This is a genomic window from Vibrio sp. B1REV9 (assembly GCF_905175395.2).
GTDB classification, from domain to species: domain Bacteria; phylum Pseudomonadota; class Gammaproteobacteria; order Enterobacterales; family Vibrionaceae; genus Vibrio; species Vibrio alfacsensis.
Genome location: NZ_CAJIMW020000552.1, coordinates 1 through 15,456, shown reverse-complemented (window position 1 = coordinate 15,456; position 15,456 = coordinate 1). Strand labels below are relative to the sequence as shown.

Here is a 15,456-nt window from a genome sequence, read left to right as displayed (position 1 = left end):
ATGAGTTGTAAAAACAAATTCAAATTAACCGCTGTCGCTTTGATGGTAGGCACAGCGATGAATGCTAATGCGGCACTGTATAATGTCTATGAGATTTCGTCCCCGTTGGGAGACATAGAGACTCACGGTGTTGCAATTGCTGCGTCAAAAGATGGTGAGACATGTTGGAAGTCTGATTGTAATGCCAATGTAGACCAATACCCAATGGGTTTGGAAACAAGGCAATACGGTGCAGCGGGTTTCGACTATCGCAGCGAAACGCCTTTTAATATTGGGCGTGGTTTTGACTATCTGACTGATGGACGTGATGGCTTCGAATTTTATTGTGATGTTTTCTTAGACTACAACGACACATATTGTGATGAAAGTTGGACAAGACGAGAATACGATCTGGGCTATAGCAGAGAGCTTAATGGCCAACTTGATAACTCTTTAGCCTACGTCGTGCCAGAGTTGGAAGGTTATAAAAATAAAAGCACGAATACGGTTATCACCCAAATTACACAAAATGGTAGCGTAACGGGTAATTATAACCATGAAGAGATTCGTAATGTCGCTTTCACAAGCAACTTTCCTCTGGCTTCACAAGAGTTAGAAAGTAAAAAACGTACTCAAGCATTCGGTCGAGTAGAGCTTGATAATGCGGTTTATGTAGCAGGCAGTATCTCTACAGAAATCAGCTCTGAGCCTGGCTTTCGTTCCTCACAAGCAGCCTTTTGGAAGTTTGATAAGTCGAATCCAACCTCTGTACTTCAAAATGGTATCTATAACTGGAATGGTGGTTCTGGATATGACGGTGGCCGTACTTCAAATGCAAGTATGAGAGACATTGCTGTTCTTGGTGATAAAATTTACGGTGTTGGGTATAACGCCGATAAAGACGAATACCCTAGAGCTTCAGTATTTGTTGTTCCAACCGATAATAGTGAAGAGCTGACCTTTTATAGCTTGAATTGGGCTGGTACTGATCAAGACAACTATGAGAATAGTATTCTCTACACGATGAACGCAAATAAACTTGCCGTAGGTACGACTAAGTATTATGCAGGTGGTAGTGGTTTTAAACGAGCTTATCCAAATCGCCTGTTTTACGTAAAAGATGTTGAAAACGATCGTACAGCAAGATTCATCTCCGGTGGCATCTTGTTTGATGGCGCGAATACTAAAGTAGGTTCAATCAATAACTTTAACGAATTAGTCGGGACGACAGATTTCGATTCTCGTCCAGAGATTGACAGTACCCCAAGAAGACAAAGTGCATTCATTACTACACTCGAAGCCGATTCCATAGACGGTGGTAAGCGTTATGAAGAGTTGTACGGCTCTCAACCTCGTTTCTTAGATGACCTCACTAATGGTGGTGCAGCTACGGACAACAATCAATACCGCATTATTGAAGCAAGCGATATCAATGATGCGGGCGTTATTTCTGCAACGGCATTAAAGTGTCAAGGTGGATACAACAGCACGGCTCATAACGCTAAATGTGGCGACGGCAGTTCAGGGCTAGAGAAAGTCGTTGCAGTAAAACTGGTACCGATTGCTGACGCAGCAGAAAGAAAGATAGAACCACGTGGCATGGAAAGTGAGTCTGTCGACCGTCAAGGTGCGGGACTTGGTTTATGGGCTTTGACATTGCTAGGATTGTTAGGGTTCCGTAGAAAATAGTCAGAAATTTTCAATTCAAGCACAGGCTCACAAATCTGAGTCTGTGCTTTTTTTTTGCCTTGAGAAAATTCATAAACTGATCGATTCTTGTAGTTGGAGTCATAAAAACTCCATTTAAGTTTCACAATAACAGCTGTACGTTAGTAAATGGACCTGTATGAGGAATTAACTATGAAGAGACAAAAGCGTGATCGCCTAGAACGAGCTCAATCTCAAGGATACAAAGCTGGTTTAAATGGTAGGTCTCAAGAGGCCTGTCCTTACCAGCAAATTGATGCTCGGTCATATTGGTTAGGTGGTTGGCGTGATGCCAGAGATGAAAAACAATCTGGTCTCTACAAATAACTCTCCACATACAAAAGAAGGATTTGAAAGGGCTCATTATGAGCCTTTTCTGCATTTAGTTTCGCGCAGACGATATTGCTTCAGAACATTTTGTTTGAAATAAAAAAGGCTCCTGAGGAGCCTTTAGAGCATGAATGGTGTAGGGGAGTTAGAAACTAGAAGTATCTTGGAACAAGCCCACTTTTAAATCTTTAGCTACGTAGATTTCTTTTCCGTCTACACAAACGCGACCATCCGCAAGTCCCATAACCAGTTTGCGGTTCACTACACGCTTCATATGAATTTCATAAGTCACTTTTTTCGCGGTTGGTAGGATTTGACCGGTAAACTTCACTTCACCAACACCAAGCGCACGACCTTTGCCCTTGCCGCCAACCCATCCAAGGAAAAAGCCAACCAATTGCCACATCGCATCTAGGCCAAGACAACCTGGCATTACAGGGTCACCAGGGAAGTGGCAATCAAAGAACCAAAGTTCTGGAGTAATGTCCAATTCCGCTATGATCAAACCTTTGCCAAAGTCACCTTCAGTTTCTGACATTTTGCTAATGCGATCCATCATCAACATGTTAGGCGCAGGTAGTTGTGGGTAACCCGGACCAAACAATTCGCCTTGGCTAGACGCAATAAGATCTTCACGGTTATAAGAATCACGTTTGTTTTGCATTATCAATTACTCCAATTTTTGACAAATGCATCTTAGTGAACACGTGTACGCTAAACAACTCCGATCAGTACTAGACAAACCAGTTTTTGATGCGCTCCACAATTCCTTCAGAATGTTCGTGTCTTTCAAAGTTTTCAATGCGTTCGGCAATTTTACTGATGATGCTGTCATCTTCACCACGGAATGGTTTGTCCATTAACAGTGGAATTGCTTCATCAACCGTTGATACTGACCAAATATGGAACTCACCATTTTTGATGCTATCGATGACTTCTTTGTGCAGTGCAAGGTGCTTTAGGTTTGTTTTTGGCATAATGACGCCTTGCTCACCCGTAAAGCCTTGATGCTTACAAACTTGGTAGAAGCCCTCAATCTTTTCATTTAAGCCACCAACCGCTTGGACTCGGCCAAATTGGTCAACCGCACCTGTGACCGCAATCTGTTGATTAACAGGTGTCTCAGATAGGGCACTCACTAAGCAACAAAGCTCTGCGAGAGAGGCACTGTCGCCATCAACCTCACTGTAAGATTGCTCAAATACTACAGAAGCGGAATATGGAAGTGGCTCATCAAGGTTGAGCGCTGAGCTTACAAAGGCTTGCATGATCATCATACCTTTCGCATGCAAGTTACCACCGAGTTCAGCTTTGCGTTCAACGTCAGAAATATCACCATCACCGAAGTGGATAACACAAGAGATACGTGCCGGCTCACCGTATGAAACCGGGTGTCCAGCCATATCAATCACGGTTAAACCGTTGATCTGTCCGATCTGCTCGCCAGTCGTTTCAATCACAACTTGACCATCGCGAATATCATCAACAGCGCGTTGGGGCAAATAAGATTCACGATAGTACTTGTCGTCAATTGCCTGATCGATAGACTCAAAGCTGATGGTATTTGTATTGCAGTGCTGACTTGCAAGGCCAAGCAGTTGGCTATGCCACATAACGCCAATAGGAAGATAATGTTGGTCTTCGGTATAACGCATGCCAGCGAGCATTAGACGTTTAAATGCCGTATCTTCTAAACGAGGAAGCTGATACTTATGACAGATCCAATGGACCAATCCAATGTATTGTTCTAGGTTGCGCTCTGACAAATGAATGTCTTCTTCAACCTCTGTATACATGGTTAGGCCTGCAGAAAAGTCATCATCGACGTATTCAATCTCAGCTAATTGATTTCTATCACCGGTAATAATTAACTTAACATCATACATTTTCGCTTCGACGGATGATGAAGGAATACGAGTAGGTGTTACGTTTAACGGTTCAAATGGTGCGCCTTGAACCGCTGATTTGATGCTCGGCCAAAGTGCAGGGTTTGCTAAAATTAAATTGGCGGGCACAATTAGATAACCAACATGTGAACGAGAAATGAGCCCAGGTTCGAACGTTACTTTCCCATCTAAGTCGACACGAATACGATCAAATAGCGCTTTCGCATCCAATGACTCCGTAATTAACACAGGAGCATCAGTGCAATTTTTCACCGCAGCGTGAATGAAACCACGATATACTGAATTATCAGTACAATTTACAAGTAGGATACGAGTAAGTCCTTTGATCTCTGTAAAACGCGTAATCGTCGTGGTTAACCGTGGTTGAAGATCTGAGAAGCTCTTTGCTTGAATAGTAGAAGCAGAATTCAACAGAGTTTCATAAGGTTCAAATGAGGGCGTGACATCTTGCCAGTTAAGTGGGTTCATTAATAATCATCATAATTTAATATTGGCGCCATTATAGCGAAATGCCGGTTAACTCCCTAGTCCCAATTGCTTGAATATAAGCCAGAGCGATAACCGCGTGAAATCAGTGATCAATATCGACTCTCTGTTTACTTTTGATTGCTGAACGCCTCATCATGGGTTACGCTGTCACTAGATATGCTTTGAGGAACTATTGGATGAAATATCAGCAACTTGAAAATTTGGAATGTGGTTGGAAATGGAAATATCTCATCAAGAAATGGAAAGATGGTGAGGCCGTGACACGCCATATTGATACAAGTGAAGCCGATCATGCAATAAATGAACTTCGCAAGTTAGAGCATGAACCGACACTTGTTCTTGCTTGGATAGAAAAGCATATGTCTGAAGAGCTAGAAAATAAGCTCAAGCAGGCGATTCGAGCAAAACGAAAACGCCATTTTAATGCCGAACAAGTTCATACCAAGAAAAAGTCTATCGATCTAGATTATCGTGTTTGGGAAAAACTATCCGGTAGAGCGAATGAACTGGGCTGTACATTGTCTGATGCGATTGAATATTTACTATCTGAAGCGTCGAGAAGTGAAAAGGCAAGTCAGAAAGTGACTTCGATTAAAGAAGACTTAAGTAAATTGTTATCTAGTTAAGGAGTACAAGATGCTATATGTAATACTCATTGCTGCTGTTGTTATCTTTTGGCTAGTTGCCGTTGATAGGCCTGTACTTAAAGTGTCTTTTGATCATGGAAAGATATCGAAGATTAAAGGTCATATTCCACCATCTTTTAAGCATAATTTGCAAGACATCGTCGATCACAATTCATTTGCTGGAGAGATGAAAGTTTATAACCAGCGCACTGGTATGCGTTTAACTTTTTCGAAAGAAGTACCAAAGAAAGTGCAGCAAAGAATCCGTAACGTATTTCCTCATCAGGGTTTTAAAACAAATAAGGGCAAAAAGAGCGCTTAGAACTTGAATGACATATCAGTTACTTACCATTTTTAAACGGGACGCATTATTAGCGTCCCGTTTTTATTTGTGAGAAGACTAAAAGTAATCTTTCTAAAAGTTATGATGTTAAGCGAGAAATAGAATGAATTACGTTGTCACTTTATTGATTTTATTATGTGTGAGTTTTGGGGTTTATTCTGATGATTCAGAATCGAACCCTTTAGCAAAAAAGATCAAGCGTAAGTTACAAAAGAAAGTGGATAAAGAGTTTAGCCACTATCAAGGATACTGCGATGTAATGATAGAAATGGAATACAAGAGTCAGCGAGCAATAATAAAAAAGATATCGGGAAATGGAGACAGCAAAGTCTGCAAGTCCGTCAGATCTAATCTGAGAATAGGGAAACAATATCGATACGATCGTACGGAAAAATACATTCGATTACACATAACGACCAGTGATTGAAAATACAGTACTAGTGCAGATATTGGAATTAACATCACATTTAATTTACGAGTTGTTCATTTGAATGATAAAATCCAACCAGGATAAATAGAACAACGTTAGGAATAAGTTTGTTGCTCACAAATAAAAAATACACTCAAGAAGCAATAGACATCGCAAAGAAAGTATCCGTAGAAGTAGAGCAGAGGTATGCTAAATGGCTAGCGAGCATGACCCATGTCGTTGATCAATCGCAAGTTGATAAACTTCTTAGCTTACAAGGGCGATACTGCGAAGATGTTATCTTTAATGAAAATGAAAGAATAACGCGTCATCAGCGCATTTTGCTTTTGTGCGAACAGGAACGCGTGAAAGAAAAGCGCCAACAGATTGCAGATCGGCAAAAAACGTTACAACGTGTGGTCTCTGATATTTCAAAGGTTGCTGAGAACGTCCTCATTGAAAGGCTTAATTCTTTACCCGTCGAAAGACTTTGTAGTGGCATCCCATCTTTCGATCAATTCGCCTCATTTGCTTATTCATCATCATTGTCTTTTACTAAATTATCAGCACTAACGGCAAGTAATCAGCTCAGTGCGACAATCTTTGATGTCATATCAAACTCTCGATATGGCGAAAGAAATACACGTTCAGGTAAAACCAATACTGACCCAAAAGTGGCAATAGGCCAGATTGGCATTGAGAACTGTAGGCGGCTATTTCCCATATTGATGGCGCGTCCAATGCTACGCTGGAATGACAAAAATATTCAGGTTCTTGTTCCAAAACTTTGGCAACAACTTGTTTTAACATCAAATGTGGCCAAGATGCGACTAGAATCAGCCAGTGTTCGGGACGCAGATAGTGGTGTTCTTCTCGGAACCTTAAGAACACTCGGGAGCGTTATCATCATTAACCATTTCACCTCAGCAATTGAAGATGCGATGGTTGAAGTCATGCTGAACTATAGAAAGGCCAATCGCAGAGAAGAATACTATGCCTGTGCAGATGTAAAAATGAATACGGCATGTCTGCCTAAAGTGCTTGTTGAAATGGAATCGATAGTAACTCGGAAGTTGCTCAACACGTTTGATTGGCCCAAAAGCGTTGAACATTTAAAGGCTGCAATTTTAGAAGATCTTGACCAAGTTCCAATTTTACAGCGAAGCCAATACGGTGCGGCGCTAGCGCAGGCTAGAGCTTATGCTATCTACGATGGTCTTTCAAGAAGTGGACTTTTTTTTGAAAAACATAAACCATTTTGGTTTGCTAACGTACAAATATCCGGTGAAGCACTGACAAGTATCAGAATGCATGCTCCAGGGAAAATGACATCTATGATGTAAGGTAATCAAGACACAAATCAGTTACGGTGTAACTTACCATGTAATGTTAGAAGCGGCCAAAGTGGCCGTTTTTTTTGTCATACGACATTTTGCCGGGTACTTTTGCCTGGACTAAAGAATTCGACAGCCCATACATAAAATCAAGTCAGTGACAGTTAGCCAAGAGTCGCAACGGGTTGCCATCAACACATCAACACATCAACACATCAACAATGATATTGAGCAACACAAATAAAAAAGTATAACGTTTAATTATCGATAAGCTTAGAGACTTGGACGAATCGTCGACTTAATTAAGCTAAGTTCAAGCCATAGAAGATTCTGATTACCCAAGTTAGAACGAAATTGTCATGTCTTAGCTTTGTAATCTGATTGAGCGCTAGAGAAGTAATAATTAGCCATGAATAGTTAGGTGAACAAAGTATTTGAACTAGTGCATTCAAGGGCAATATGAATGGAACAGATTGGAAGTTCGATGGAAATCAACACTATAATTTTACGTAAACGACCGCTAAACTCTATCCTTATTTAGATGCGCATTATATGTGTTATGTTAAATCGAGTGTGGTTGTATTCGTAATCTACAATACTTTGGGCTCCTATCCCTCTCAGATTTTAAAATCAGACGGATTTTATTAGCATCATTAAACATAATCGTTATTTACCATAAAATACTTAATATAGATCTTAATAATCTATCGATAATTAAGATCTATATTAAGGCGCTACGCTGTTTCTGAAAATGATTGAATTACTTTGCAGATATCTTGTCTGCGAATTGGTTTCGATATGAATCCGTTCATACCAGCATTTAAACAAGTTTGCTTATCGCTATCTAAAGTATGAGCTGTTAGCGCTATAACTGGAATTGAAATGCCTTTTTTCCGAAGTTCTTTCGTTGCAGTAATGCCATCCATGACTGGCATTGAGACATCCATGAAAATCATATCGACATTTATCTGGGACGATTCTAAGAATGCTAATGCTTCTTCACCATGATCGACGATATAAACATTGTGACCCAATTTGCTGAGCAATAATTTAATGACAAGTTGATTCGATTCAGTATCTTCCACAATGAGAAGGTTCATAGATTTGGTTTGCGCATTCGATGAGATGCTCTCCGGTCCAACAGGAAACTTGCGAGACAAAATCGGTATCGAAACTTTAAATATCGAACCTTTGCTTTCTTCACTCTCAACTTGAATGCGACCTCGCATCATCTCAACTAAATGTTTTGTAATGGCTAGCCCAAGACCTGTGCCTCCATAACGTCTAGTGATCGAATTGTCACCTTGATGGAACGCCGTAAACAAATGTTCTATCTTGTCGTTAGCGATACCGATGCCCGAATCCGAAATAACAAGAGTCAATTTATTGTGGGTTTCTTCACTTACGGATACTTGAACGCTGCCAACGTCAGTAAATTTGATCGCATTACCAATCAAATTAAAAGTATTTGAGAGAGCCTGGTGGAATCAATCCAGTATTGCTTCGAGTTATCTAACGCTAATGTAAAGTCCAGATTAATATTCTTGTTGATAGCCGTTTGTTTTTTCTGTGAAATTAAATTTGTTACCACGTCACTCAAATCAACCCATTGTTCATTTAAATGAAATCTTCCCGACTCTATTTTGGATAAATCAAGAATGTCACTGATGATCGCAAGTAGAAGCTCTGCAGAACACTCCATTTGATTAAGTGCTTCACGTTGTTCAATACTTAATTGTGAGTGTGTGAGTACATCAAGCATGCCCAACACGGAATTTAGTGGCGTGCGTATTTCATGACTCATCATGGCAAGGAACTCAGACTTTGCTTGGTTTGCCTTTTCTGATTCTTCTCTCGCTTTTGCTAACTGCGCAGTTCTGACATCAACGATACGTTGTAACTTTTCTTTAGTTTCGATATCAATAACTGCCCGTTCAATTAAAGGTCGAAAACGTCGCAGCGTTTCTTTATTTTCTATACTGAACTGGCCCTTTTGGGCGCCAATCAAAAGGATGATATTTTGGGTAACTTCAGAGCGAATGCCAGTTAATATGACCGAATTGACATGACTTTGGATAAAACTGTTCAAGTGATTGAATTCACTCAAATGTAATGGTTCGAATAACAAAATGCATTCACCATTGAGTGCCCTATCGGTGACGTTACCCTGTGACCAATTCATCTTTTCAAAGACATGATTCGTAGAGATAAGCGTTTTGAATGCTTGTGCACTAGATTCACGGGTAATCACAATAAAATCATCGAAATCGATGTATTTCTTTAACACGTTATTCAAACCAGAAAAGATCTCGTTCCGGTTTTTAGCCTCACTCATTGCGGAGATTGCCGACAAAATCGCATTGTTCTCGTCTGCTAGCAGTTTTTCACGATGCCTAGCTTGTTTGAGTTCTGCTAAGGCTTCTTGAAGCGCTTCCTGTTGATATATCTCTAAATAATTATCTGTCATAAGGTTTGTGGAAAATTGCTGATGAGATCATCAAGTTTCCATGTCCATTTTCGCCACCTATAAATCTACCTTGTTCACCAAAAGTAAAAGGACAGATAATGGTAAGTGGTCTAGTTCCTGGTTAATTTGCTCACAAACTGCGTTGATATCTTGCTTTAAGTGCAGCATAGGTCCGGCACAAAAGATATTCACTACACCAATTTTTTGTGACTTTTCTAATTTTTGATTAAATGCGTTATTGACCACCCTCGCAGCTCGAGCGATCAGTTGCTTTCGACAACCTTTCATTAGCGTTAAGGTTTCCCCTTCTTTAATCGTGGAAAACAGTTCGATCCCACCATCAGGTGTTTCTCTTATCGGATGAGACAGTTTGTAATATGGCCTTTCAAAAAGACTGCCTGCAGAGCGGCCAAGAGGATATGCGCTAGTATTTGTAAATAAGAAGAACTCTTTATCAATCTGAGTGTCTTGATGATTTGTCCAGTCTCTATAGACATCTAAAGCAGGTTGATGATCAATTTCGAGTAAGCATCGACCTTTTGTTTTCGTTGCGATGCCGGTGATGCTTGTTGGTGAGTGTCCTGCACTAAAAGCAACATCGACTGGTTGAGATGAATAAAATAGAGTTAAGCTAATGCCGTGTTGTTCACTACCTTGCGTTGAAATTATTGACCAACGCCCCTCAATGTTATCGTCTGCGGCAGAACCACCTATAATCGGTACCAAAGTACGAAACCGATCGTCGATACACTCTATGATTTGTTCTTCATTTCCCGGTGTCGCGTGCAATAAAATGAGATTCGGCACCTCTCCTGGGCGTTTTGCATGTAACAAGGCCATGTCCAGAGCTTCATTTACGCTAACCTCGATATTGTTACTATACCTAGAAATACCGGTCCCATATGAATGTTGACCAGAATCATAGATCGCGAATACAGCAATAACTGGCCCTGTGTGGTATCCGTGATTGGTCATGACAGCTTGACAGGAGCTTGCTCCATGAAATGAAATGCCAGGAAATTGCTCTAACAGTGCCTTTTGGATCGCCCGAAAATCGTACCCGTCTGTGTAATAACAAATGAGATGACATAAGTTCGTTTGAGTAAGTTCTGTTCGAAATTTCTCAATCGCTAAATATTCGTCAGCGATATGAGTGAATAATGTTTGACAGTGCATACGATTTTAATATTGATTGCCACGCTTCTTTTATACCAGTGCAATTAATTAGTGCTACATTAAATTGCATTAGTTGTACAAAGAAGAACCCATTATTACGTGCCAGATCTAATTTATAAATACACTTCGACATTATTTTGGTTTAATTTGAATCTAATCACCTTATCTTCAGAAATACGATTCAATTCAACATTTAGATATTTATCGTCAACTTCAAGAAAATTGCCACCTTGATTTAGATCAATTTTTATACTGCTATTTTCCTTAAGTTCAAGCGAAAAACCATCAGTTCGCTTAGTTATTACGACTTTCTCTGTCCCAATTGTTACATCACATCGCTGTTTTTGTGAACAATCAACCGTGCTATTAGTCTCGTAAGTAAAGGTGCGCCAGAAAAATGCAATAACTAACAGACTGAGCATGATTAAGATTTGTGCAAGTCTTGCCTTTGTTAACTTTTGTGCGGCCATAATTCCTAATATCCTTGTTACAAACTTCAAACTTTTTAAATAAAAAATGATTTCCTGAGGTCCAGTAAGGTTACTACTCTGTCATTGAATTGTTAATTCAAGTATAGTGACGCACTGAAAATGCCACTTTTTATTAAAGTCAGCAATGGAAATAAAGTGATGATAACACTTCAGTTCTAGAGTTTACTTGGGTGGTGTTACGACGCAAGTCGTGTTGGAAGTAAAGTGTAGTTAATTAGAAATTGGAAGCATGCAAATGAGCCAAGTAAAGCAGCTTGAACAAAACTACAACTATACAGTCGTTCGCCAATTTACCCTTGTGACCATTTTATGGGGCATAGTTGGTATGGCTGTTGGTGTTTTGATTGCCGCTCAATTAGTTTGGCCACAGCTAAACTTTGATACGCCGTGGTTGACGTACAGTCGTTTACGTCCACTGCATACTAATGCGGTAATTTTTGCGTTTGGTACCAGTGCTCTGTTCGCAACATCTTATTATGTTGTTCAGCGTACCTGTCAAACACGTCTTTTTGGTGGCCCACTCGTTGCCTTCACCTTTTGGGGCTGGCAAGCAATCATCCTTGCTGCAGCAATCACCTTACCTTTAGGTATTACCTCTGGTAAGGAATATGCTGAGTTGGAATGGCCTATTGATATCGCTATTGCGATTGTATGGGTATCTTACGCGGTGGTGTTCTTCGGAACACTCATTAAGCGTAATACTTCTCACATTTATGTGGCTAACTGGTTCTTCGGTGCCTTTATCATTACAGTAGCAATACTTCATATCGTGAACAGTATGGCAATTCCTGTCTCTCTCGGTAAATCATACTCGATTTATGCCGGTGCAGTGGATGCTATGGTTCAATGGTGGTATGGACACAATGCGGTAGGTTTCCTACTGACCGCTGGTTTCCTAGGTATGATGTATTACTTTGTCCCTAAACAAGCTGAACGCCCTGTTTATTCTTACCGTTTATCTATCGTTCACTTCTGGGCACTGGTTTCTCTGTACATTTGGGCTGGTCCTCACCACCTACACTATACCGCGTTACCTGACTGGACTCAGTCTCTAGGCATGGTGATGTCTTTGGTTCTATTCGCTCCGTCCTGGGGTGGTATGATCAACGGTATTATGACTCTGTCTGGTGCATGGCATAAGCTTCGCTACGACCCTATTCTACGTTTCCTAATTGTTTCGTTGTCTTTCTACGGTATGTCTACGTTTGAAGGGCCAATGATGTCAATCAAGACGGTAAATGCCCTTTCACACTATACGGACTGGACCATTGGTCACGTTCACTCTGGTGCGTTAGGTTGGGTTGCTATGGTTTCTATTGGTTCTGTGTATCACCTAGTTCCTCGTCTATTTGGCCAAGAGCGCATGTACTCAGTTAGTTTGATCAATGTGCATTTCTGGTTAGCAACGATCGGTACGGTTTTGTACATCGTTGCAATGTGGATTTCAGGTGTGATGCAAGGCCTAATGTGGCGCGCAGTTAACTCTGATGGTACGTTGACTTACAGCTTTGTCGAGTCTGTAGAAGCATCTTACCCGTTCTATTTTGTACGTTTCCTAGGTGGATTCATTTTCCTATTCGGTATGTTTCTAATGGCATACAACACGTACAAAACGGTAACTGCGCCTAAAGAAAGCTTAAAAGCTATCCCTCAACCGGCATAAGGAGATTAAAGAATGAGTAATAATTCGAATAATCGCCATGAAATCCTAGAACGTAATGTCGGTTTGCTGGCTATTTTCATCGTCTTTGCAATCAGTTGGGGTGCGCTTGTTGAAATCACGCCTCTGATTTTCCAAAAGCAAACCACGGAGCCCGTAGAAAACCTACGCGCTTACACCGCTCTGGAAATGGAAGGTCGTGACGTTTACATACGTGAAGGTTGTAACGTTTGTCACAGTCAGATGATCCGTCCATTCCGCTCAGAAACAGAGCGCTACGGCCACTACTCGGTTGCTGGTGAAAGTGTTTGGGAACACCCATTTCTATGGGGTTCTAAGCGTACTGGTCCAGATTTGGCGCGCGTAGGTGGTCGTTACTCTGATGAATGGCACCGTGTTCATCTAATCGATCCACGAGAACTCGTACCAGAATCAAATATGCCAGGTTTCCCTTGGCTAGAAGAAAATGTACTTGACGGCAAACTAACGCAGAAGAAGCTAGAAATCTTCCGTAATCAGTTTGGTGTTCCGTACACAGATGAACAAATCGCGAATGCGGCTCAAGAAGTAGAAGGTAAAACAGAGATGGACGCAATCATCGCTTACCTTCAGTCTCTTGGTCATGCAATGAAATAAGGGGGTCACATGGATTTCGGTACAATTCATAGTATTTATACCGTGGTGCTCTTCGCTAGTTTTATTGGCATCGTTTGGTGGGCATTTAGCAAAAAGCGTAAGGCTCGCTTTGAAGAAGATGCCAACTTGGTGTTTGCTGACGAAGAACAAACGACCCCAAATAACCAAGGAGTGAAGAAGTAATGACTACATTCTGGAGTCTCTGGATTATCGTGATTACTGTCGGTACGCTAGTCGGCTGTGCGATTCTCCTTACTTGGTGCGCTAAAGACAAAATGGGCGTCGAGGAAGGGGAAGACATGGGCCACGAGTACGATGGTATTCGCGAGCTTAACAACCCTCTGCCAAAGTGGTGGACTTATCTGTTTGTTAGTACATTTGTATTTGCAGCAGTATATCTGACACTTTTCCCTGGTTTAGGAAACTTCAAAGGTGTCCTAAATTGGCAAAGTTCGGATCAAACAGTCCGTTCATTGGAAGAGTCTAAAGAAGCCATCGCTAGAGCCCAAGAGAATAAGCAGTTAAACCAATATGCGAAAGAGCTTGATGATGCAGATGCTTACTTCGGTGAAGCATTCCGTGCACTTGCTCATAATGAGAATGGTCTACGCCCTATTCCTGAAATTGCTCAAGACCCTGAAGCAATTAAAGTGGGTCAACGCTTATTCTTGCAAAACTGTTCTCAATGTCATGGTTCTGATGCCCGCGGACAAAAAGGTTTCCCGAATCTAACCGATGATGCGTGGCTATACGGCGGAGAGCCAGAGGCAATCGTGACAACGATAATGGATGGTCGCATTGGTCAAATGCCAGGCTGGAAAGATGCTCTTGGTGAGCAAGGCGTAGAAGAAGTAGTGAGTTACACGCTTAGCTTATCTGGACGTAAAGTGAACGCACGAGAAGCGGCTGCTGGTAAAGCCCGATTCGTCGTGTGTGCAGCTTGTCACGGTACAGATGGTAAAGGTAACCCTGCGGTTGGTGCACCTGACCTTACCGATCAAGATTGGCTATTTGGTGATTCTCGTGCAGACGTAACAGAAACGGTAATGAATGGCCGTTCTGGTGTGATGCCGGCTTGGAAAGACATTTTAGGTGAAGACAAAGTTCAACTTGTTTCCGCTTATGTATGGAGTCTAAGCAACACTGATAATAAGTAACATTTCAATAACAGCCCCTTTTACAGGGGCTGTCTTTCCTTTAAATTTAAAGCCTTACAATTTTTTTCATTTAGCTGTTGAGAACTTTTTTATGGTAAAGCCTTGGTATAAACAATTTTGGCCGTGGTTTCTGATCATCCTGCCTCTTACCGTGATTGTATGGACGATCGTTACAGTGGTCGTATTCGCCAATAACTCAGTATCTTTGGTCGCCGAGGATTACTATAAAAAAGGAAAAGGGATTAACATCGACATCAGTAAAATGAATGTCGCTCGAGATCTTGATCTTAATGCAAGCGTCTCCTCTGATGACAACAATATTATTATCGCCTTTGCGAAAGGCAGCTTGCCCCACTACCCAGCGTTAACCGCAACGTTTACTCATCGCACCTTGCCTGACCGTGATTTCACTAAGTTGTTAACGGCGGATGCAAAAGGCAATTATCGTTTTACACAGGAACAATCGATACAAGGACCTTGGTTCGTAGAGCTACAACCTCACAATAATGAGTGGATGATCCAAGGACGAGTCGAGTTTCCAGCATTACCAACAACATTAATGAAGTAAATCTATGTGCAAATCCTGTTATCACTGCGGTGAAGATGTACCAGCCAACACGGATTTCAAAGTCGAAATATTGGGCGAAGTTCGCGATATGTGTTGTCCAGGTTGTGAAACGGTCGCGCAAACTATCGTTGAGAGTGGCCTTGTCTCCTACTACCAATACCGAACGGCACCAGCAGA

At 41.3% G+C, this 15,456-nt stretch carries 15 protein-coding genes and 2 pseudogenes; 12 read left to right on the top strand and 5 right to left on the bottom strand.

The genetic code is table 11. The annotated features are described in order from the left end of the window. Both KHN78_RS04690 and rmf read left to right on the top strand, forming a co-directional pair. Positions 1-1,668 (top strand): DUF3466 family protein, encoded by a 1,668-nt coding sequence (locus tag KHN78_RS04690; protein WP_211920022.1) that lies wholly within the window; start codon positions 1-3, stop codon positions 1,666-1,668. Positions 1,669-1,839: 171 nt separating this feature from the next. Next, complete coding sequence (rmf, locus tag KHN78_RS04685) at positions 1,840-2,013, top strand: ribosome modulation factor (RefSeq protein ID WP_005532367.1); 174 nt, start codon at positions 1,840-1,842, stop codon at positions 2,011-2,013. Between the two features lie 148 nt (positions 2,014-2,161). Here rmf and fabA read toward each other — a convergent pair whose 3' ends face one another. Further along, entirely contained in the window at positions 2,162-2,680 is a 519-nt protein-coding gene (fabA, locus tag KHN78_RS04680) for a bifunctional 3-hydroxydecanoyl-ACP dehydratase/trans-2-decenoyl-ACP isomerase (RefSeq protein WP_211920021.1), read from the bottom strand. A gap of 70 nt (positions 2,681-2,750) precedes the next feature. Further along, the gene (locus tag KHN78_RS04675; protein WP_211920020.1) at positions 2,751-4,391 is read right to left on the bottom strand and encodes a Lon protease family protein; all 1,641 of its coding nucleotides are present in this window, start codon (positions 4,389-4,391) and stop codon (positions 2,751-2,753) included. Between the two features lie 197 nt (positions 4,392-4,588). Here KHN78_RS04675 and matP point away from each other — a divergent pair, with 197 nt between their 5' ends. From matP to KHN78_RS04655, 4 genes are all read left to right on the top strand, one after another. Beyond that, a complete protein-coding gene (gene matP / locus KHN78_RS04670; protein WP_128810870.1) occupies positions 4,589-5,038 on the top strand; it encodes a macrodomain Ter protein MatP in 450 nt (149 codons plus the stop codon). A gap of 10 nt (positions 5,039-5,048) precedes the next feature. After that, entirely contained in the window at positions 5,049-5,360 is a 312-nt protein-coding gene (locus KHN78_RS04665) for a DUF3634 family protein (protein WP_211920019.1), read from the top strand. Between the two features lie 124 nt (positions 5,361-5,484). Further along, positions 5,485-5,808, top strand: a complete 324-nt coding sequence (locus KHN78_RS04660; protein ID WP_223917771.1) for a hypothetical protein — start codon at positions 5,485-5,487, stop codon at positions 5,806-5,808. 110 nt (positions 5,809-5,918) lie between these two features. Next, the gene (locus tag KHN78_RS04655) at positions 5,919-7,133 is read left to right on the top strand and encodes a hypothetical protein (RefSeq protein WP_211920018.1); all 1,215 of its coding nucleotides are present in this window, start codon (positions 5,919-5,921) and stop codon (positions 7,131-7,133) included. A 725-nt stretch (positions 7,134-7,858) separates the two neighbouring features. Here the strand turns inward: KHN78_RS04655 and KHN78_RS04650 are convergent. From KHN78_RS04650 to KHN78_RS04640, 3 genes and pseudogenes are all read right to left on the bottom strand, one after another. After that, positions 7,859-9,591 (bottom strand): annotated as a pseudogene (locus tag KHN78_RS04650) (ATP-binding protein). Further along, positions 9,581-10,767: pseudogene (locus tag KHN78_RS04645) on the bottom strand (FIST signal transduction protein). The pseudogenes KHN78_RS04650 and KHN78_RS04645 overlap by 11 nt, the downstream one beginning before the upstream one ends. Before the next feature lie 113 nt (positions 10,768-10,880). Next, a complete protein-coding gene (locus KHN78_RS04640) occupies positions 10,881-11,237 on the bottom strand; it encodes a hypothetical protein (RefSeq protein WP_211920017.1) in 357 nt (118 codons plus the stop codon). Positions 11,238-11,493: 256 nt separating this feature from the next. On the opposite strand from KHN78_RS04640, the gene ccoN reads away from it, so the two are divergent. From ccoN to KHN78_RS04610, 6 genes are all read left to right on the top strand, one after another. Beyond that, the gene (gene ccoN / locus KHN78_RS04635) at positions 11,494-12,921 is read left to right on the top strand and encodes a cytochrome-c oxidase, cbb3-type subunit I (protein WP_211920016.1); all 1,428 of its coding nucleotides are present in this window, start codon (positions 11,494-11,496) and stop codon (positions 12,919-12,921) included. A gap of 12 nt (positions 12,922-12,933) precedes the next feature. Then, complete coding sequence (ccoO, locus tag KHN78_RS04630) at positions 12,934-13,554, top strand: cytochrome-c oxidase, cbb3-type subunit II (RefSeq protein WP_211920015.1); 621 nt, start codon at positions 12,934-12,936, stop codon at positions 13,552-13,554. A gap of 9 nt (positions 13,555-13,563) precedes the next feature. Next, complete coding sequence (locus tag KHN78_RS04625; RefSeq protein ID WP_005396487.1) at positions 13,564-13,737, top strand: cbb3-type cytochrome oxidase subunit 3; 174 nt, start codon at positions 13,564-13,566, stop codon at positions 13,735-13,737. Next, complete coding sequence (gene ccoP / locus KHN78_RS04620; RefSeq protein ID WP_211920014.1) at positions 13,737-14,711, top strand: cytochrome-c oxidase, cbb3-type subunit III; 975 nt, start codon at positions 13,737-13,739, stop codon at positions 14,709-14,711. Before KHN78_RS04625 ends, ccoP begins: the two co-directional genes overlap by 1 nt. 91 nt (positions 14,712-14,802) lie before the next feature. Beyond that, positions 14,803-15,279: a FixH family protein gene (locus tag KHN78_RS04615; protein ID WP_211920013.1), complete on the top strand. Its 477-nt coding sequence runs from the start codon at positions 14,803-14,805 to the stop codon at positions 15,277-15,279. 4 nt (positions 15,280-15,283) lie between these two features. Continuing rightward, the coding region (locus tag KHN78_RS04610) for a heavy metal translocating P-type ATPase metal-binding domain-containing protein (RefSeq protein WP_211920047.1) at positions 15,284-15,456 on the top strand (173 nt) is incomplete at its 3' end.